We start from the raw sequence: 17822 nt of genomic DNA on the forward strand, positions 1-17822 counted from the left end.
CATGGCAATCGCTCTTGGAAGTTCCTTGATGGCGGACACCTCCTGGTGTGCCAGTTCATCAAATCGACGAATGACGGTAGTAGCGGATGTTCCATATTGTAGGGCTACTTCCTTAAACGTCTTTGCCTGAACACAACGGATGGCCAGGGATTGGTTCCCCTCAATGGAAGAGCGTTTATAACGCTCGACAATCGTATTCTTCTCCGCAAAACGTTTTCCACACTGACCACAGACATAACGGCGTTTTTTATAAATGAAGCAGGTAAGTCGATCGAACAGTTTCAAGTGGCTAATCTTCTGTAACCGATAGTCGTGCATTTTCCTTGTTTTTCCCCCACATGAAGGGCATGTATGAAATCGGCGTTCCATCTCAACATGAATCGCGACACGGTCTTCAATCTGTTCCATTTTCGTTACCGTTACATCTTCTAATCCTGGAATATTCATGATAAAATTCACTTGCACGCATCTCCAATCCTCGTTACTTGTTTCTCGACAATTCAAGTATAAGAGATTTGGAGAACCGCGTGCATTTTTTATTCAAATTGTTTGAATACCCCAACATTTATAATAGAGCCTTTTAATTCAATTTATAGATTGATTGTAGCCGGGGTAGAACGGACCTGCCCGTGGGACTCGATCCCGACAACTAAACAGTTCGCCCTCTACTTGTTAACACATGATTAGGCTGGTTGGGACATGATGATCTCGTATAACAAGCGAAGATATGATTGGCAAGATAGATAGAGGTTACCGGTCAATCCACTATGAATACGGAGGAGATAACACATGAATCCAGTAGTTGGTCTGGATGTCGCAAATTGTTCATTAATAGAGTTTTCATCAGATAGTCCCAAAGAAAATCGATTGAATTTATAACATTTGTTGGTATATTGTGAAAAAAAGGTTTTATTACATTTAGTGGAGAAAATACATTAACAGGAGGGAGGGAAGATGTGTTTGTGATTGTTATACCATTTAGCAACAACCAAAATGTGAGGGGGACTTTGAATGAAAAAGAATATTTTTACTGCTATGCTATTACTAGTTATGTTGTTAGTTAGTAGTTTTCCAGTAAGTGCTGCTACAACTGAACAAATTCCAGAATCTACAGACCCGATTTTATTTGATATTCCGTTGCCTGATCAAGACTTCCCAACCTGTACTAGAACTTTTGAAAGTTCTTATCACGATGATGCATATGTTACTATGCAGGCAGCACGTGTTGATGATACTTATAGGAGTTTAGCTTTTTCATTATTTATGACTGATCATGGTAAATCTCGTTATGGTCCAAAGGTGCGAGTCGAATTAGTTAGCCTAATGGTTAATGATCAGAGGGTAAATACTGTATATCAAGCACGAGAAGATTATACTGATTATCCTTTTCATGGAAGATTAATGAATTACCAATACCAAGGAAAATCTGGTGGTGGTACATTGAAAAATTATGATGTTGTTACAATGCATTGGGACGTACGATCTACTACAAATAACGCTAACGATGTAGTAATGATTAAATGCAGAGTATAGATGTATAAACGGGGTGAATAGGCGTGGATATTAAATGGTTACAGGAAGAATTTATATTCGAAACAATGCAGGAAGCTGATATGTGGGCATATTCGTTAGAAAATGAGATGTACGGAAGAATCTTTAATGGCTATATAACCCCGGACTATAAAATTGCAAGTGCTTTGGCTTTTCGGTTGGCTAAAAATAAAGACTTGAAAGTCTATACGGCTGATGAAGAAATTAATGTCTACAAAGTGTGGGCTTATTTTCCTGAACCAAAAGAACATTTAGAACATTTTCATGCTAATTGAAAGTCTCTACCTCAGAGAATAAAAAGGAGGCTGTCCCAAAAGTATAAACTTTTAGGCAGCTTCTTTTTTTATGCACAAAAAATAAGAAAATAATTCCTTAAATATGATGGCTGTTCCACTTCTATAAATTGTAGGCGGCACAAATAAGCCCCAGATTCACCATGTTTTTGGAGAGGCCTACCCTCCTGCTTTATTTTCAATAATCTCAGAACTACAATTAAGTAATTACATCATTTTTCACGTCACGAGTAGTTGTGTGTGAATTTTAATATCAAGTGATAGCTACGTCATGGGTGAGTTGTCTTTATAGAGCTTCATTTTATATAATAATCAGTGTTTTGAGGTGCCTTACGTCACGACCGAGTTGTATCTACACAAATATGTGGAAATACAACTCGGTCGTGACGTATACAACTCAGTCGTGACGAACAAATAAAAAAACTGGTTAAAACTTCTAACCAGTTTTTTTATGAAATATCATTATCCATTACCTTCTTGAACTAACGCCAAGTTAAAGAAGCAATAACACTTAATTTACTTAGTGAATTTATGTCTTCTTTTATCGAATGTTTTTTCATCCTCAGTCCCAAACCCATATCCATCAAACACAATTGTATTTACAGGTATATGCGGAGTTAAAACTATTCTCCAATTGTTATCTTCTAATACAAGAACAACAAAAAATAGTTAATACCATTTATGTGATACTGGTCTTCGTGGTAAACATTATAATCAACTGCAACATAGAAAGCTTTTTTAATTTTATTATCGTATTGTTCCATATAACGATTAGGTAAAAATTGTTCAGCATAATCATAAGGTAGTTCTTTCAACTTTACTAATCGAGATGATTTAATATTAAGTAAACCTAATTTCTTTTTTTGATTCTCTTCATTATCCAGAAAACTCTTTATTTCCTTTGCCCTTTCATTAACATACCATTTATCTACACTTGACCATCGATTTTCATTTATATCTTTAAAATAGCCCTCAATCACTTTGATTGCCAACATTTCCTCTGTTTGAGAAGTGAAAATGAATAAAGATAAGATCAGGATTACCTTGAGCATTAAACATTCTTCCTTTTTTTATTTTGCTTCTAAGATACCCATCTTTCAGTTTTTTATAGGTCCTTCTTCAACTAAAGCTGCCTGCCTTAGTTAAAGTCATCAACAAATAGGACATTAATCCTTTAATGGATCAATGTCCCGTTTCTACTTTCCCTACTAATGAGGAAGTGTCAGAAAACCAATGTGCCCTTCCTAAATTATATTTAAAATTCATACTTCTCCAAAAACGATGTCTTTCAGTGGTTTAGGTAATATAACCGTATAATAAGAAGTACGGCTCAGTTCTTTAATAAGTTCTTTAATTAGTTTTGTTCCAATTCCTTTTTTTACAAGGATTCAATTTGAAAAGGACTTAATTGTCCATTCATAGCGTTATAACTCTCGTTAGGTAGTACATTACCAGTAGCATTGTTACCGTTTGTGTTTGCAAGTGTTGTTGACTCTCCAAACATCAGTCCAATCATCAGTAAAGCACTTAGTAAATACTTGAACAAATCTCTCCCAATCATCTTTTTTCCTCCCTAATAAGCTGTTAAATGCGCCGGGACAAATATGTTAATTCTTAGGAGAAATGCATTCACATATTTAGTATATTCCAAATTTATAGATAATTAAATATATTTTAGAGTATTTATGGAACTGCATAAACTAATTTTATCCAAGCCCCCTTCTTCTTTCCGTATAAGTGCTTTTGATTGTCAACATACTAACCTTTTTACCGGTGTATCAAATCTCCGTTCTTTAAAAACCTCCTTCTTTATAATTTTAATAACGAAATACAAGTGGTAAGATAGAATAATTCCTAAAAAAATCTTGACCAAATACGTATATAAATTCCTTTTCAAAAATGTACAATTATTTTTCTGTCAATTATTTTTACTCGAGGGAAATTTTTACGTCACGAGTAGTTGTATTATAAAATGCAAATCAAGCAAAAGTTACGTCACGAGTGAGTTGTCCCTATAGAACATGGTATTAATGTAATAATCAGTGTTTTAAGGTTTCGTACGTCACGACCGAGTTGTATCAACACAAAACTGGTCAGAAATCTGACCAGTTTTTTTGCGATAATTATAATAAACCCTTCATTACAAATTAGACATGCTTTCTCTGAATGTCGTTTGATGAAGTTGCTCTATTTCTCTCTTCTGGGACCGTCTAATATAGATATTATTGGATACGAGTGAAATGATGATAAGAATTGTACCTAAAATATCAAACGCCGTGAGTTGGGCACCTTGGAAAGCTGAAACGACAAGTGTTGTAATCGGAACAAAGTTAATGAACATTAGACCGTTTAATGGAGTTAAAATACTTACACCGATATTCCAGCCGAGCAACGCGATGACTCCGGGGAATAAAATCATAAATATTAAATGGGGAGTTACAGCTTTAACATCTTCAAGCGATGGAACAGTGAGATATCCAAAAAGTGTACCGCTGCCAACAAAAACACCGGCTGTAATCGTACCGAGCAAACAGCTTATTGTTGAATACCGAAGAGCGCTCCAATCGCTAAACTCGCTGCCTCCCATTGTGTAAATGACCCATCCAATTACTGCTAACAATATGAGTAGGGTGGGTGCAATATTATTTGTAGCACCAAGAAAACCAGTCAGGTCTCCTTTAGTAATGACTAACATGGCCCCAATAAATGAAACAAGTACACATAGTAGGGTGAAAAAATGAGGGCGATTTCTAAACAACAGCCAAACAATTACGATTGAAATCATTGGCATGAGTGACTCCATAATGGATGCTACCATCACTCCAGGATCTCCTAATAGATTTTGTCCCCAAAATATAAATATATTATAGACTGTAAATGCCATTGTGCCGTAAAACCATAATTTAAGGCCTTTCCCTTCAAAACGAAAAGCTTGCTTTCCTTCTTTCCATAATAGGATCGCTACTAAAATAAGCGTTACAGATCCATAACGAATGAGTGCAAAATAAAAGGGATCAATATAATTGAATGCCGAATTTGCGATCGGGAACATAGCCCCCCATGAAACAGCGGCGATAAAACATAAAAAAGCTCCTAACCATATGCTATTTTTCATTCTCTTTCTCTGCCTTTCTTTTCTAAAGATGCAATCTATATCTTCTCCCATTTTAGATATCATGTAAAATGAATAAAATTTATCATTCGCATCATTTTTTTTGATATCATTGAATTGATATGGAAAAGAGTAAAGTGAGGAGAAATTGTGGAATTTAAAGATTTAGAAATCTTTCAAGCTGTGGCTGAAAAAGGAACGATTACAGAAGCTGCAAAAGAGTTTAATTACGTACAGTCAAACATTACTGCGAGAATACACAAGCTTGAAAATGAGTTGAAAACGCCTTTGTTTAATCGTCATCATCGTGGCATGAGTTTAACACCGGAAGGAAAAAAACTATTAACCTTTAGTGAAAAAATATTAATGATGAAAGACGAAATGAAAAAGGCAATTCAAAATAATGAAGAGCCGAGTGGGAAACTTGAGATAGGTACTGTCGAAACCGTAATCCAATTACCGAAACTATTGTCTACCTATATAAAGAAATACAAAAATGTGGATTTATCGCTATTTACGGGTGTAACTGAAACGTTGGAAGAGGCAGTACTAAATCATAAGCTGGACGGAGCATTCGTTACAGAGTCGGATTTCCACCCCGACCTAATCTCACATGATGTATTTCAAGAGGAGCTTGTATTAATTTCGGATATGAGTGTTCCTACGTTGGAAGGTTTAAAAGAAGCGCCGTTTTTATGTTTTAGTAAGGGCTGTGTCTACAGAGCGAGACTTGAGTCATGGTATAGGGATCAAAACATCACACCACAAAAGGTGATGGAATTCGGTACATTAGAAACAATCTTACGAAGTGTTGAAGAGGGACTTGGTGTATCATTTGTTCCAAAATCTGCAATTGCCCATTTGGAAGACAGTGGATTAATCCAATGCCATACACTTCCGGAACAATACAGTAAGATTAAAACTGTTTTTATTAGGAGAGCAGATGCGTTTTTAACCTCTACAATGGAAAGGTTTATTGAAACAATTGAAGCGAAAAAACATGTAGTAGTATGACCACAAACTTTTTTTCTAAGTCTAATAAGAAAGACATTCATCGCTCATATTAAGACGATTGAATGTCTTTTTTTATTTTCAAATTTCCGATATACCGTTTCAAAAAACATAGTTGTACGAAATTAGGACAACTTATGAACTATAGTCAAGGAGGATTTTATGGAAACATATAAGGGTACAAATAAACTGATAATCGGAATTGTATTTGGTGTCATCACCTTTTGGCTCTTTGCCCAAGCAATGGTTAATATTGTACCGACTGTACAAAAGGATCTGGGTATTTCACTTGGAACACTAAATATCGCTATTAGTTTAACGGCTTTGTTCTCCGGTCTATTTATCGTTGCTGCCGGTGGGCTTGCTGATAAACTTGGCCGAAAGAAAATAGCGGTGATCGGATATATATTAAGTATCATCGGGTCACTTTGTATTGTTGTAACACAAGGCGCGATATTGCTGATTATTGGTCGAATCATTCAAGGTCTATCAGCTGCATGCATCATGCCTTCAACAATTGCGTTGGTGAAAGCCTATTTTGAAGGCGCTGAACGTCAAAGGGCTCTCAGTTATTGGTCAATCGGTTCTTGGGGAGGTTCAGGGATTGCGTCCTTCGCAGGAGGAGCAATCGCGACATCGTTAGGATGGAGATGGATTTTTATTTTCTCCATTATTTTTGCTGTAGTCGGATTGTTTTTAATAAAAGACACCCCTGAAAGTAAACAAAAATCAACGGGGGCTTTTAAATTCGATTACACAGGCCTACTTATTTTCATTATCACTATGGTTGCATTAAATGTATTTATTTCCTTCGGGTCGGATTTAGGATGGACCAGCCCGATTTCAATTGGCCTTTTAGTTGTTACGATTATCGGTTTAGTTGTTTTCATTAAAGTAGAACAGGGAAAAGAAATTGTTCTGATTGATTTTGCAGTTTTTAAAAATAGACCTTACACAGGTGCCACGATTTCCAATTTCTTGCTCAATGCAATTGCGGGTACCCTCGTTGTAGCAAATACGTATGTACAAATGGGACGAGGTTTCAACTCATTCCAGTCAGGGATGTTATCTCTGGGCTATTTAGTTGTTGTACTGTCAATGATTCGTGTAGGGGAGAAAATTCTACAGAGAGTCGGGGCGAAGTCACCAATGATTTGGGGGGGAATCATCACAACCATTGGTGTAGCGCTGATGGGTTTAACATTCCTACCAGATCTCGCTTACACCATCATCGTCTTTGTAGGATTTGCATTGTTTGGATTGGGGCTTGGAATTTATGCCACGCCATCAACCGATACTTCTGTGACGAATGCTCCTCCGGATAAAGTGGGGGAAGCGGCTGGCGTATACAAAATGGCAAGTTCACTCGGAAGTGCATTTGGTGTAGCTATCTCGGCGGCGGTTTACGCTGCAATTTCAGCGAATGGGAGCCTGGAAAGTGCAGCCACCAGCGGAATTATCGTGAATGTTATTTTTGGTATACTTTCCGTACTATCAGTGATCTTTTTAGTGCCAAAAGACGCTGGAAAAAATACGGATAATCCAGTTCAGCCACTTTATAAATAGGATTGGCACGGAACAGGATTCTCCAATTTCCATTATCTCAAGGTTACTTAATGCAAGATCAATCAAATATATATTGTGAAGGGTGAGGGTCATCATGAGGGAAAAATTAATGCAGATGTTGGAGTCTCGTAAAGATGAAATGATTGAAATTCGGAGACATCTACACCAATACCCTGAACTTTCTTTTGAAGAAGAGAAAACGGCTCAATATATCATCGATTTTTATAAAGGGAAAGATGTAGATGTCCAAACGAATGTAGGAAATGGCTACGGAATTGTCGTGACCATCGAAGGTGGAAAACCAGGTAAGAAAATTGGATTGCGTGCAGATTTTGATGCTCTTCCTATTGTGGAAGAAGCAGATGTTCCATATAAATCCAAAATTGAAGGCGTTATGCATGCATGTGGGCACGATGGTCATACAGCTTATATGCTCGTATTAGCAGACTGCTTAATTCAATTAAAAGAAGAAATTCCAGGTACAATCAAAATCATTCATCAGCATGCGGAAGAAGTACCGCCTGGCGGGGCAAAAAGTGTAGTTGAGTCAGGAGTTCTTGACGACCTTGACAATGTCTTTGGTATCCATTTGCTGCCACTGGGACCGGCGGGAGTCGTCGGTTATCATGCTGGATTTACATTTAACGGCAGGGCTTATATGAAGTTGAAAATTCAAGGGACAGGCGGGCATGGTTCCTCCCCCCATCTTGCGAACGATGCCATTGTAGCTGGCGCTCATTTTGTAACAGCGGTTCAAACCATTATTAGTCGGCGTTTAAATCCTTTTGAAATTGGAGTCATTACGATCGGTTCGTTTGATGGAAAAGGAACGTTTAATGTCATAAAAGACAGCGTCGAGCTTGAAGGTGACATCCGCTATATGAGTATAGAGACAAGAGAAACCATAGAAAAAGAAATGAAGCGTCTTGTTAAAGGGTTGGAAGAAGAATTTGGTGTGACTTGTGAGTTAACATATGAAAATGATTATCCACCTTTATATAATGACCCTGAGCTAACAGATCAAGTGGCAAACTATTTAAAAGCTATAAACGATCAGGACATTACAGAAGTAAAGGAATTCCCGGCCTTGTCGCCGTCCGAAGACTTTGCTTATTACGCTGAAAAGTTTCCTTCCTGTTACTTCTTTATCGCTTGTAATCCAAAAGGAGTGGAAAAGCCGTATTTTAATCACAATCCTAAATTCGATATCGATGAAGATGCACTTCTTGTAGCAGCGAAAGCAGTGGGATATGTTGTTTGTGGTTACTATGATATTTTAGATTAAAATGACTAAGCCTTGGTTCTATAAAACCGAGGCTTAGTCATTTCATTTGCGAAGAGTTTTACTTCCTCGGGGCGACTATTACACATTCTCTTGACTTTAGCTTAGTATGCTTTTCCAAAGCTTGCTTTGTGTTGTTCAATCACTTCAATTATTTTGATGAAATATTTGAGGTGATTAGTACGTGGGTAACGAAATCGATATATCTACTTTTTTTAGATTTAGGTAAAATGAACGAATAGGAGGTGCCATCATGAATCAAGAAGTAGATCATAATAAGTTGTTGCTTTTAGAACAATACAAAGAAATAAAAGCGTCACGCAGACATTACAGCAGTTTACGCTTTGCATTATTCCCGGTGTATTTTGTAGTTCAATTTGGACTCATGCAACTGGCAGGAAAGGACTTGAATATAAACGAATACTTTATCAAACTCTTGCTGCCGATCGGGGGGATTCTCATTACTTATGTATTCTGGACAATTGAAGAGAGGATTAATGTTTACTATAAGGATTTGGAAGTGATTGGAGATCAAATTGAAGATTTACTTGGCTTCGATGAACATAAAGTTATGCACAAGTTAGGGAAAAGAAAATTCTCTAATAATACGAAGTTATCCATTCGGGTTGTATATATATGTTTTATGGTGTTCATGATTGCTTGGCTGGTGTACGGAATATGGGACTTGTTTTTTTAACTTGAGGGCAACGATGTAGATTACATAGAGGAATGATTGAAGAGGAGGAACTATATTGCCTCATACTGAACTGAACATTGATTGTGGCGAAATTTTGTTAAGACCGTTTCAAATAGAGGACGCGTATGCCATTTCCCGGATCTCCAGTGAGCCGGAAATTTCTGCATTCCTGCCGGATTGGAAAGCGCCGGAAGAGAAGAGGCGCTATTGGTTGACTGAATATGAAGTCCCCATGAATCAAGCATTTCTGGAAGCTGTCCCAACTATTGATGAGCATATGTTGAAATTAGCCATCCTTCATAAGGAGACTAACCGAGTCATCGGCTGGTGTTGTTCCGGAATTAAAGACGAACTTCCTGAACCAAACCGTGAGATTGTTTATGCTGTGTCTTCTGAATTTCAAAATAGGGGATTTGCCACGAAGGCAGTCCAAGGATTGATAGACTATTTGTTTTCATCTACTGACACAAAAGTGCTAAATGCCATTGCTCTTACGAATAACGAACCCTCTACGAGAGTAATTCAAAAGTGTGGTTTTCGATACAATGCTACAATTGAAATTGACCATCAACTATATAAGCATTTCATTTTACAAAAATGAGGCATTCCAATAAGGAATGCCTTCAACTTAATCTTGAAATACTTCGTCGATCTCTTCTACTTCCTGCTTCGTCAACTGGACATCTACTGTTTTCAGGTTATTTAACACCTGGACTCCGTTCTTGGCACCAGGGATTACTACATCGATTGCCTGTTGTGCTAAATACCAGGACAACACGACGTGTCCAACCTCTACATTTCTTGCATCCGCTATTCTCCTTAATACATCAAGCTTCTCAAAGTTCTTTGAAAGTGCTTCCCCTTGGAACTGTGGCCGTTTCGTCAACCGTGGTCCTAAGTCGGATTCCGTCTGATATTTCCCTGTTAAAAATCCGGAAGCCAAAGGGAAGTACGGAATGAATGAAATTCGATTCTCAACTGTGTAAGGGAAATAGGAATTTTCCGCTTTACGATTCAGCAGGTTGTACTCACCTTGAAAAACATCAACATAGCCATTTTTATTTGCCTCTTTCAACTGTTCGAGTGAAAAGTTGGAGACACCGATTGCACGTATTTTTCCTTCATCCTTTAATTCTTTTAATGCTCCGACTGCTTCGTCCTTCGGTGTCGTCTCATCTGGAAAGTGAATATAAAGCAAATCGATATAATCGGTTTGTAATCTCTTTAGACTTTTTTCGACTTCTTCACGTAAGAAAGAAGGTGAATTGTCATGTACAAAACTGCCATCAACCAATTTGGGGCTTACTTTTGTAGCGATTATCACGTCAGAACGTTTACCACTCTCTTTCACAACTTCTCCGATCAACTCTTCGGAGCGTCCTGGACCATACATAAAGGCCGTGTCAATCATGTTAATGCCATGCTCGATGGCAATCCGGACTAATTGCTTTCCAGCCACTTCATCCGTATTCGGATAGATATTATGTCCTCCGACCGCATTTGTCCCTAAACCGATCGGGTGTACTTTTAAATCGGTACTCCCTAATTGAACATATTCAACCATGATTGTCATCCCTTCCTGTCGTTCATAAATCAAGAGTAACGAAATATAGAAATCGTTTCAAAAATCTTGCTTTTGAAAGAGATTGAATATGATAGCATCAATGTAAGAACTATTAATAAAGGAGATTAAGATGGATATCAATCAAATCCTTGAGCAATGCCAAATCGAGTATTCTTCTTTTAAGAAAGTCCAGGGCGGTAATGACAGTTCTGTCTATCAAGTAACCGGACTGGATGGCAGTAATTTTGCATTAAGAATCCTCCCACTTAATCGGCTCTCACAATTTCAATGGGAAGCAGAACTGATCTCTATGGTACGTGAACAAAACATTCCAGCGCCAGAAGTGATATCCGTCCATGCCGCTGGAGGTTATGCGGTAATGCTGATGGAGTGGGTGACGGGCCAAACAATGTTGCAAGCATTAATGGATCACCCTGTAAAAGCACGGCAATTAGGTAGTGAATTTGGAAGGGTCCAAGCGTTAATTCATCAGATTGAACTACCGAAACCCATCGTCTCTTCTTGGCTCACGCCGGCAACAGACATAGAGCGGGAACTGTTCAACCAAATCAATCCAACAGGCCAATGGCTTCTCCATATGGACTATCATCCTCTCAACGTGTTAACAGATGGAGAAAAAGTCACAGGAGTCATTGACTGGATCAATGCATCTGTAGGAGATAGACGTTTTGACATGATGAGAACATTATCAATCATGCAAATCGATGGTCCAACAATCACTGAAATACAAGAAATACTTTCAGATTTTTTGGAGGGATACCGAGCAGGTTATGAAAAGATAGATGATCCGCTACAGCATAATCATCTGTTCCGTTTTTGGGCCGGAAACCGAATGAAAAGAGATTTGGGACAACGGTTGGATGAAAATGCAATCAAGAGAATTGATAATTGGATGGGGCAAAACAATGAATAATCATTGGAATCGAGTGATTTATAAATGGTGGTCACCAATTTATGACCGCTTCTTTAATACCGGAGCTTTTTTAAGGGCGAGGAAGGATGTCTTTCAAAACATTCCATTCGAAAAGGGGCAGTGTGTACTATTCGTTGGTATCGGGACTGGTGCGGATTTAGCACTGGTCAATTATAAGGATTTAACGATAACGGCGATTGATTATTCGCCAGATATGCTAAGACAGGCAAAGTCCAAGTTTGAACATACTGAAATCACCTTTATTGAAATGGATGCCCAGCACTTATTATTTGATGACGGAACATTTGATGTTGTCGTTGCCAGCCTTATTTTGTCGGTTGTGCCGAATGCTGAACAGTGTTTCTCAGAAATGAAGAGAGTTTTAAAACCAAATGGGCATTTGTTGATCTTTGATAAGTTTTCGGACGAAAAGGTTTCTCTAGGAAAAAGACTGTTAAGACCTGCCATAAGGTTATTAGGGACGGATATCGGACTAAGCTTTAGGGAGATATTCGATCGCCATCGCCAAGACTTTCGAATAGTAGAAGATCGCCCTGTTATGATGAATGGAATGTACCGTAAAATTATGCTTTTAAAAGAAGTTTCCAAGTTCGTACATATGTAGGGAGGCAAACAGCATGAAATCATACAAAACTTTATTTTTCGATGTCGATGATACATTACTCGACTTCGGTGCAACAGAACGTAAAGCACTCCGTTCGTTGTTCAATGAGATCCAATTCGATCTTTCACCCGAGGCGGAAGACCGATATCGGACAATCAATCGGGCGTTGTGGAGTTCCTATGAAGAGGGGGAGATTGGCCGGGATGAGGTGCTGAATACACGCTTCTCCCTCTTTTTGAAGGAATTTGGAAGAGAAGAGAACGGTGCGGCGTTAGAAACAAAATACCGAGCTTACATTGCAAACGGTCATGATTTAATCCCCGGGGCATTTGAAATTATAACCGAACTCTATCACCATTATGATTTATATATCGTGACGAACGGTGTTTCCGATACACAGTACAAGCGATTAAAGGACTCTAATCTGCTACCGTTTTTTAAGGAAGTTTTTGTTTCAGAAGATACTGGCTACCAGAAGCCTATGAAAGAATTCTTTTCATATGTTTTTGACCGAATCCCTCGTTTTGTCCCCGCAGATGGCCTGATAATAGGTGATTCCCTTACTGCAGACATTAAAGGAGGTTACCTCTCCAATCTGGATACGTGCTGGTACAATCCCAGACATATTATAAATGAACTGGGGATTAATCCGACTTATGAAATCCATAGTATTTCAGAACTTAGAGGAATCTTATTAAGATAATGTATTACATGTCCCTCCGGATGAATAAGGTAAAAGAGACATTTATTTAGTTCGGGGGACGTTTGGATGAATTCAATGTTCACGTATTTGTTATTAGGTATTTCCATGGCAGCGCCGATTGGGCCGGTGAAAACCGTGTTACTTAATAAGGGGATTCGAAGTGGCTTTTTCCATGCATGGTTTTTTAGCCTTGGAGCAATCGGTACGGACTTGTTGTACATGCTCGCCGTGTATTTCGGAGTAGCCCAATTTATCGGTACACCATTTGTACGAACACTTCTTTGGTCTTTCGGTTGCTTTGTATTGTTATATACAGGGATTGAAAACTTATTGAAAATAGGGAAGATCGATTTAAATATTAAACTTAAAAAGTACACACGACTGAGGCATTCCATGGGAGCGGGATTCATGCTCGCCTTATTGAATCCTTTGACCATTCTTTTTTGGCTCGGAATCTACGGTTCAATTTTAGCTAATACAAAAGGTGGAAATGAAGTCATCCTATTCAGCGTAGCTATCATGCTGGGAATCATGCTCATTGATCTATTTATGTCCATAGTTTCAAGTGGTGCCCGAAAGTTAATGTCGGGTCCGTTGTTGAATGTGATTTCAATTATATCTTCAATTTCAATGATCGGATTTGGACTTTACTTTGGCTATCAAGCGTATATAGAGCTTTTCATTAACCACTAAATGTAAAATCATAATTGTACATAAATAAGTGCTACAGGCACACGCTATAGTTTACATGGAACTTTAAGCGAGGTGCCGAAATGGATAAAAGCAATCAGGATGTAAGTGTTTGGTGTATTGTCAGTTTGGCATCAATTCCCCTGGTTATGACTTTGGGGAATTCTATGCTCATTCCGGTATTGCCGATTTTGGAAAGGAAAGTCGATATTACTTCTTTCCAGTCGAGTATGATCATCACCAGCTATTCAGTGGCAGCCATTTTCCTTATTCCTGTCGCAGGTTACTTATCTGATCGTTTTGGACGAAAGTTAGTAATCCTTCCGAGTTTGATTCTGGCACTTATTGGCGGACTGATCGCAGGGTTTGCCTCTTGGAAAATGGCTGATCCTTATACCTGGATTATTATCGGTCGTATATTACAGGGAATTGGAGCAGCGGGTGCGATGCCGATCGTCCTCCCGCTCGTAGGAGACCTTTACAAAGATGATGACGAGAAGACAAGCTCATGCTTAGGCATTATCGAAACATCCAATACGTTCGGGAAAGTGCTAAGTCCGATTATTGGATCTGCCATTGCAGCGTTCATCTGGTTCCTCCCGTTTTTCGCAATTTCTGTTTTTAGTCTTGTTTCAATAGCCCTGATTTTCTTTTTTGTTAAAGTTTCGAAAGAAAAGGACGATCCGGTTAAACTTAAAGAATTTGTTGAAAATACGTTAAAAACCTTTAAGGAACACTGGAAATGGCTTTTTACAGTATTTATTTTAGGCGCATTCGTCATGCTATTGCTGTTTTCAGTCCTTTTTTATTTATCCGAAATCTTAGAGAAGAAACATGATATTGAGGGCATCAAAAAAGGATTCGTTTTAGCCATACCATTATTGTTGCTCTGTATTGCTTCGTTTATTACAGGAAGGAAAATCAAAGGCGATCTTCCTGGTATGAAGAAAATCATGATATTCTCACTAATTGGTATGTCTGCAAGTGTCGTCTTCACTGGCTTTGTAAGCAAGCGTTTAATCCTCCTTCTTATTGTCACGAGCATCATGGGAATTGCCATTGGAGCAATCCTGCCTGTCCTCGACGCCGTCATTACGGAGAATATTGAAAAACAGGAGCGGGGGACCATCTCCTCCTTCTATAGTTCAGCGAGATTCATCGGTGTAGCGGCGGGACCGCCTATCATGTCTCTTGTCATGAAGGATTACTTGAATATAAGTTATATCGGAGCCGGAATTTTAGGACTGATTATGCTGTTTATTGTCTTCCGGTTTTTTAAAGCGGAAGAAATTCAAGCAAAACATTAAAAAGAACCGTCTTTCAGGACGGTTCTTTTTGGTGTAATCATTTTATCCGGAGACTGACTAAGATGAGGAAGATACCTCCGAATAAGCAAATGAGACGAGTCCAGGAAATTCGGTCAGCTAAGCCGGTCAAGCCTATTCCGGTTGTCGTAATGAGAACAACAGGACCAACAAGTGCGAGCATGCTATTTATGTATAGCGCTTTTTCTAAATCATTGAACTTGTACATAAGTGAGGCAGCAGTCAGTTCAACGCTGCCTGATATGAGCCGTATTAATATGATCGCGAGAAGAGCCTTTTCCAACAACATGACCACCTTAGGCATAATTCTTACTTCAGCATATGCGGACAGGTATTTTGATATTAATAAGAGGCTGCCTAAGATGAAAGCCTCAAATTGTAAAGAATAGTCGTACATGCCTACCTATTTGAATAAACTGCAATAGACTTTAAAAATGGGGGCAAGCTGTTGAACTCGATTATTGGTTATTTTATTTTAGGAATATCATTGGCTGCACCAGTAGGACCAGTGAATGCTGCACAATTGAATACCGGAATACGGAACGGTTTTTTTCATGCTTTAATTTTCGGTTTCGGTGCTTTAACTGCGGATATCCTGTATATGATTGCAGTCTATTTAGGCGTGGGACAATTATTGACCTCTTCGTTCATGAAAACGCTTCTTTGGTCTTTTGGCGCATTCGTCCTGATTTATACAGGAATTGAAGCGCTTATTTCTATGAAAAAGTTGACCATTAAAATGACGAAAGGTAAAAGAACGAGGCTTCGTCAATCCGCCATTTCCGGATTTTTGATGTCTTTGATGAATCCATTAACGATTCTATTTTGGCTCGGCATATACGGTTCTGTTTTAGCGGGAACAGCCGACAATGTATCCAATACAAAACTACTCGTTTTCAGCTTATCAATGATTATGGGTATCTTGACATGGGATTTTACCATGTCAATCCTTTCAAGCGGGGCAAAAAAATACCTATCGGCCAACCTTTTAAAAGGAATCACATTAGTGACATCCCTATCTATGATTCTGTTTGGCCTTTACTTTGGGCTAAAGGCGCTTGAACTGATGTTTTAGGTGATAAACCTTCTTCTTTCTTCCACCGCTTCTGTAGAAAATAGACGACAACAGCGATTATCGATAGAAATCCTAAACTAATGAAAAATCCAGGTCTGCTTGTTGAGCTTGCTAATGTACCTGATAATGCCACCATCAATAGGATAAAGGCAATCATCCGTTTTACTTTATCCGCTTTTGTCGGCTCAAATATGCGGTGAGACATGGCCAGGATGAACAGCCAGTTATAGAGGATCATCAGCCCCGCGGCAGTCGTGACATATTCGTATACATTTGAAGGTAGTAAACGGGATGCCACGATAGACATAATAAGTACTACCGCTGTCAGTCCCACTGCTGGCAATGGGACTGCCAACTTCCATTTCATCTGTTTACTAAAGAGGGAAGGTGCATCTCCTTCTTCAGAAAGTGTCAGCAAAATTGTGGTAACAGAAAATAAGGATGCAGACATGGTAGAAAAACCGGCAATGATGATCGCCCCGATGAAGACGTGGGGGAAAAAGTCTAAATTATAGCTATCCAGTGCGGTAACAAACGGGCTTTTATCATCCTTGACTGAATTCCATGGAAGCAAATACAATACCAGCGAGATAGCGGCTATGTAAATTGCTACTAAAAGGGAAATCATAACCTTGCCCGCTTTAGGTGCATCTTCTTTGTTTTTCAAATGAACTGCCATGATGCTCATCACTTCAATGCCGCCGAATGCGTAAAACGCAAACAGTAGGGAGCTCCAGAATCCAAGAGCCCCATTTGGGAATACTTCGGCTAAGGAACCTGGGAAACCGCTATTTTTGTCACCTTCAATAATTCCAGTAAGAGCAACAATTGCAACCACGATGAACATGAAAATTGCTGCGACTTTCGTTACAGCGAAAATACTTTCCAGCTTTCCAAAACCTTTAGTTCCAATGAATAATACTAATAATCCACAAATGGCAAAACCGGAAGCAAAAATCCATAAAGGAACATCCGGGAACCAGAACTTGGCCAGCAAAGAGATCGCAGTCAACTGGCTACCGATAATAAGCATTTCGGAACACCAATACGCCCATCCGCTGCTGAATCCCGCCCATCGGCCAAAAGCTTGTTTCGCATAGGTCCTGAATGAACCTTTTTGTGGGTCTTTTGCTGACATCTTGGCAAGTGCTTCGTAAACAATATACGTCCCACACGCTGCCAATAAAAAAGACAGGACAACAGAAGGACCTGTCATTTTAATAGCAATCCCTGAACCAAGAAAAAATCCCGTGCCGATAATACAGCCGACACCGATTAGTGAAAGCTGCCACCATTCATAAGAGGCTTCTTTTCCGCTGTCTTGATTTTGCGACATTTTCGCACCTCCTACCAATAGTGTGAACAGGAGTATCATTATTATGTAAAAGGAAAGC

Annotated in this window: 20 protein-coding genes; 13 read left to right on the forward strand and 7 right to left on the reverse strand. The window is 38.9% G+C overall.

What is annotated here, in order from left to right; genetic code table 11:
* Positions 1-447, reverse strand: a 447-nt coding sequence (locus ACFOZY_RS07765; RefSeq protein WP_378154018.1) for a transposase family protein, incomplete at its 3' end; no start/stop codon positions are given.
* 564 nt (positions 448-1011) lie between these two features.
* Here ACFOZY_RS07765 and ACFOZY_RS07770 point away from each other — a divergent pair.
* Together ACFOZY_RS07770 and ACFOZY_RS07775 are read left to right on the forward strand one after the other, a co-directional pair.
* On the forward strand, positions 1012-1533 hold the full coding sequence (locus ACFOZY_RS07770) for a hypothetical protein (RefSeq protein ID WP_378154020.1): 522 nt from the start codon (positions 1012-1014) through the stop codon (positions 1531-1533).
* Positions 1534-1556: 23 nt separating this feature from the next.
* A complete protein-coding gene (locus ACFOZY_RS07775; RefSeq protein WP_378154022.1) occupies positions 1557-1826 on the forward strand; it encodes a hypothetical protein in 270 nt (89 codons plus the stop codon).
* Between the two features lie 662 nt (positions 1827-2488).
* Here the strand turns inward: ACFOZY_RS07775 and ACFOZY_RS07780 are convergent.
* The 3 genes from ACFOZY_RS07780 to ACFOZY_RS07790 form a co-directional block, all read right to left on the reverse strand.
* Positions 2489-2896: a hypothetical protein gene (locus tag ACFOZY_RS07780; protein ID WP_378154024.1), complete on the reverse strand. Its 408-nt coding sequence runs from the start codon at positions 2894-2896 to the stop codon at positions 2489-2491.
* Positions 2897-3222: 326 nt separating this feature from the next.
* A complete protein-coding gene (locus ACFOZY_RS07785; protein WP_378154026.1) occupies positions 3223-3405 on the reverse strand; it encodes a hypothetical protein in 183 nt (60 codons plus the stop codon).
* Between the two features lie 579 nt (positions 3406-3984).
* Positions 3985-4959, reverse strand: coding sequence for a DMT family transporter (locus tag ACFOZY_RS07790; protein ID WP_378154028.1), 975 nt, complete (start codon positions 4957-4959; stop codon positions 3985-3987).
* A gap of 147 nt (positions 4960-5106) precedes the next feature.
* Here ACFOZY_RS07790 and ACFOZY_RS07795 point away from each other — a divergent pair, with 147 nt between their 5' ends.
* From ACFOZY_RS07795 to ACFOZY_RS07815, 5 genes are all read left to right on the forward strand, one after another.
* Complete coding sequence (locus ACFOZY_RS07795; RefSeq protein WP_378154030.1) at positions 5107-5970, forward strand: LysR family transcriptional regulator; 864 nt, start codon at positions 5107-5109, stop codon at positions 5968-5970.
* Positions 5971-6129: 159 nt separating this feature from the next.
* Complete coding sequence (locus ACFOZY_RS07800; RefSeq protein ID WP_378154032.1) at positions 6130-7533, forward strand: MFS transporter; 1404 nt, start codon at positions 6130-6132, stop codon at positions 7531-7533.
* 94 nt (positions 7534-7627) lie between these two features.
* Positions 7628-8818 (forward strand): amidohydrolase, encoded by a 1191-nt coding sequence (locus ACFOZY_RS07805; RefSeq protein ID WP_378154035.1) that lies wholly within the window; start codon positions 7628-7630, stop codon positions 8816-8818.
* 250 nt (positions 8819-9068) lie between these two features.
* Positions 9069-9512, forward strand: coding sequence for a hypothetical protein (locus ACFOZY_RS07810; RefSeq protein WP_378154037.1), 444 nt, complete (start codon positions 9069-9071; stop codon positions 9510-9512).
* 55 nt (positions 9513-9567) lie between these two features.
* Complete coding sequence (locus ACFOZY_RS07815) at positions 9568-10113, forward strand: GNAT family N-acetyltransferase (RefSeq protein ID WP_378154039.1); 546 nt, start codon at positions 9568-9570, stop codon at positions 10111-10113.
* Between the two features lie 27 nt (positions 10114-10140).
* Here ACFOZY_RS07815 and ACFOZY_RS07820 read toward each other — a convergent pair whose 3' ends face one another.
* Positions 10141-11076 carry an aldo/keto reductase gene (locus tag ACFOZY_RS07820; RefSeq protein ID WP_378154041.1) on the reverse strand — a complete coding sequence of 312 codons (936 nt, stop codon included), beginning with the start codon at positions 11074-11076 and terminating at the stop codon, positions 10141-10143.
* Positions 11077-11206: 130 nt separating this feature from the next.
* Between ACFOZY_RS07820 and ACFOZY_RS07825 the strand changes: the two genes are divergently transcribed.
* From ACFOZY_RS07825 to ACFOZY_RS07845, 5 genes are all read left to right on the forward strand, one after another.
* The gene (locus tag ACFOZY_RS07825; protein WP_378154043.1) at positions 11207-12010 is read left to right on the forward strand and encodes a phosphotransferase family protein; all 804 of its coding nucleotides are present in this window, start codon (positions 11207-11209) and stop codon (positions 12008-12010) included.
* Complete coding sequence (locus ACFOZY_RS07830) at positions 12003-12635, forward strand: class I SAM-dependent methyltransferase (protein ID WP_378154045.1); 633 nt, start codon at positions 12003-12005, stop codon at positions 12633-12635. The genes ACFOZY_RS07825 and ACFOZY_RS07830 overlap by 8 nt, the downstream gene beginning before the upstream one ends.
* Positions 12636-12648: 13 nt before the next feature.
* Complete coding sequence (locus ACFOZY_RS07835; RefSeq protein ID WP_378154048.1) at positions 12649-13338, forward strand: YjjG family noncanonical pyrimidine nucleotidase; 690 nt, start codon at positions 12649-12651, stop codon at positions 13336-13338.
* A 66-nt stretch (positions 13339-13404) separates the two neighbouring features.
* Positions 13405-14031, forward strand: a complete 627-nt coding sequence (locus ACFOZY_RS07840) for a LysE family transporter (RefSeq protein WP_378154050.1) — start codon at positions 13405-13407, stop codon at positions 14029-14031.
* Between the two features lie 80 nt (positions 14032-14111).
* Positions 14112-15335 carry an MFS transporter gene (locus ACFOZY_RS07845; RefSeq protein ID WP_378154052.1) on the forward strand — a complete coding sequence of 408 codons (1224 nt, stop codon included), beginning with the start codon at positions 14112-14114 and terminating at the stop codon, positions 15333-15335.
* A gap of 37 nt (positions 15336-15372) precedes the next feature.
* Here ACFOZY_RS07845 and ACFOZY_RS07850 read toward each other — a convergent pair whose 3' ends face one another.
* Positions 15373-15750: a YqhV family protein gene (locus ACFOZY_RS07850; RefSeq protein WP_378154054.1), complete on the reverse strand. Its 378-nt coding sequence runs from the start codon at positions 15748-15750 to the stop codon at positions 15373-15375.
* 51 nt (positions 15751-15801) lie between these two features.
* On the opposite strand from ACFOZY_RS07850, the gene ACFOZY_RS07855 reads away from it, so the two are divergent.
* The gene (locus ACFOZY_RS07855; protein ID WP_378154056.1) at positions 15802-16428 is read left to right on the forward strand and encodes a LysE family transporter; all 627 of its coding nucleotides are present in this window, start codon (positions 15802-15804) and stop codon (positions 16426-16428) included.
* On the opposite strand, the gene ACFOZY_RS07860 is transcribed toward ACFOZY_RS07855, so the two are convergent.
* Positions 16373-17764 (reverse strand): amino acid permease, encoded by a 1392-nt coding sequence (locus ACFOZY_RS07860; protein ID WP_378154058.1) that lies wholly within the window; start codon positions 17762-17764, stop codon positions 16373-16375. The genes ACFOZY_RS07855 and ACFOZY_RS07860 overlap by 56 nt on opposite strands.
* Between the last annotated feature and the right edge of the window lie 58 nt (positions 17765-17822).

Origin of the sequence: Chungangia koreensis (genome assembly GCF_042651785.1) — a bacterium.
Taxonomy (GTDB): domain Bacteria; phylum Bacillota; class Bacilli; order Bacillales_A; family Planococcaceae; genus Chungangia; species Chungangia koreensis.

Coding starts and splice junctions, on each gene's coding strand:
- ACFOZY_RS07790 (WP_378154028.1), bottom strand. CDS start 4,959: ATGAAAAATAGCATATGGTTAGGAGCTTTTTTATGTTTTATCGCCGCT.
- ACFOZY_RS07825 (WP_378154043.1), top strand. CDS start 11,207: ATGGATATCAATCAAATCCTTGAGCAATGCCAAATCGAGTATTCTTCT.
- ACFOZY_RS07835 (WP_378154048.1), top strand. CDS start 12,649: ATGAAATCATACAAAACTTTATTTTTCGATGTCGATGATACATTACTC.
- ACFOZY_RS07850 (WP_378154054.1), bottom strand. CDS start 15,750: ATGTACGACTATTCTTTACAATTTGAGGCTTTCATCTTAGGCAGCCTC.
- ACFOZY_RS07780 (WP_378154024.1), bottom strand. CDS start 2,896: ATGCTCAAGGTAATCCTGATCTTATCTTTATTCATTTTCACTTCTCAA.
- ACFOZY_RS07840 (WP_378154050.1), top strand. CDS start 13,405: ATGAATTCAATGTTCACGTATTTGTTATTAGGTATTTCCATGGCAGCG.
- ACFOZY_RS07820 (WP_378154041.1), bottom strand. CDS start 11,076: ATGGTTGAATATGTTCAATTAGGGAGTACCGATTTAAAAGTACACCCG.
- ACFOZY_RS07830 (WP_378154045.1), top strand. CDS start 12,003: ATGAATAATCATTGGAATCGAGTGATTTATAAATGGTGGTCACCAATT.
- ACFOZY_RS07800 (WP_378154032.1), top strand. CDS start 6,130: ATGGAAACATATAAGGGTACAAATAAACTGATAATCGGAATTGTATTT.
- ACFOZY_RS07810 (WP_378154037.1), top strand. CDS start 9,069: ATGAATCAAGAAGTAGATCATAATAAGTTGTTGCTTTTAGAACAATAC.
- ACFOZY_RS07770 (WP_378154020.1), top strand. CDS start 1,012: ATGAAAAAGAATATTTTTACTGCTATGCTATTACTAGTTATGTTGTTA.
- ACFOZY_RS07845 (WP_378154052.1), top strand. CDS start 14,112: ATGGATAAAAGCAATCAGGATGTAAGTGTTTGGTGTATTGTCAGTTTG.
- ACFOZY_RS07860 (WP_378154058.1), bottom strand. CDS start 17,764: ATGTCGCAAAATCAAGACAGCGGAAAAGAAGCCTCTTATGAATGGTGG.
- ACFOZY_RS07805 (WP_378154035.1), top strand. CDS start 7,628: ATGAGGGAAAAATTAATGCAGATGTTGGAGTCTCGTAAAGATGAAATG.
- ACFOZY_RS07785 (WP_378154026.1), bottom strand. CDS start 3,405: ATGATTGGGAGAGATTTGTTCAAGTATTTACTAAGTGCTTTACTGATG.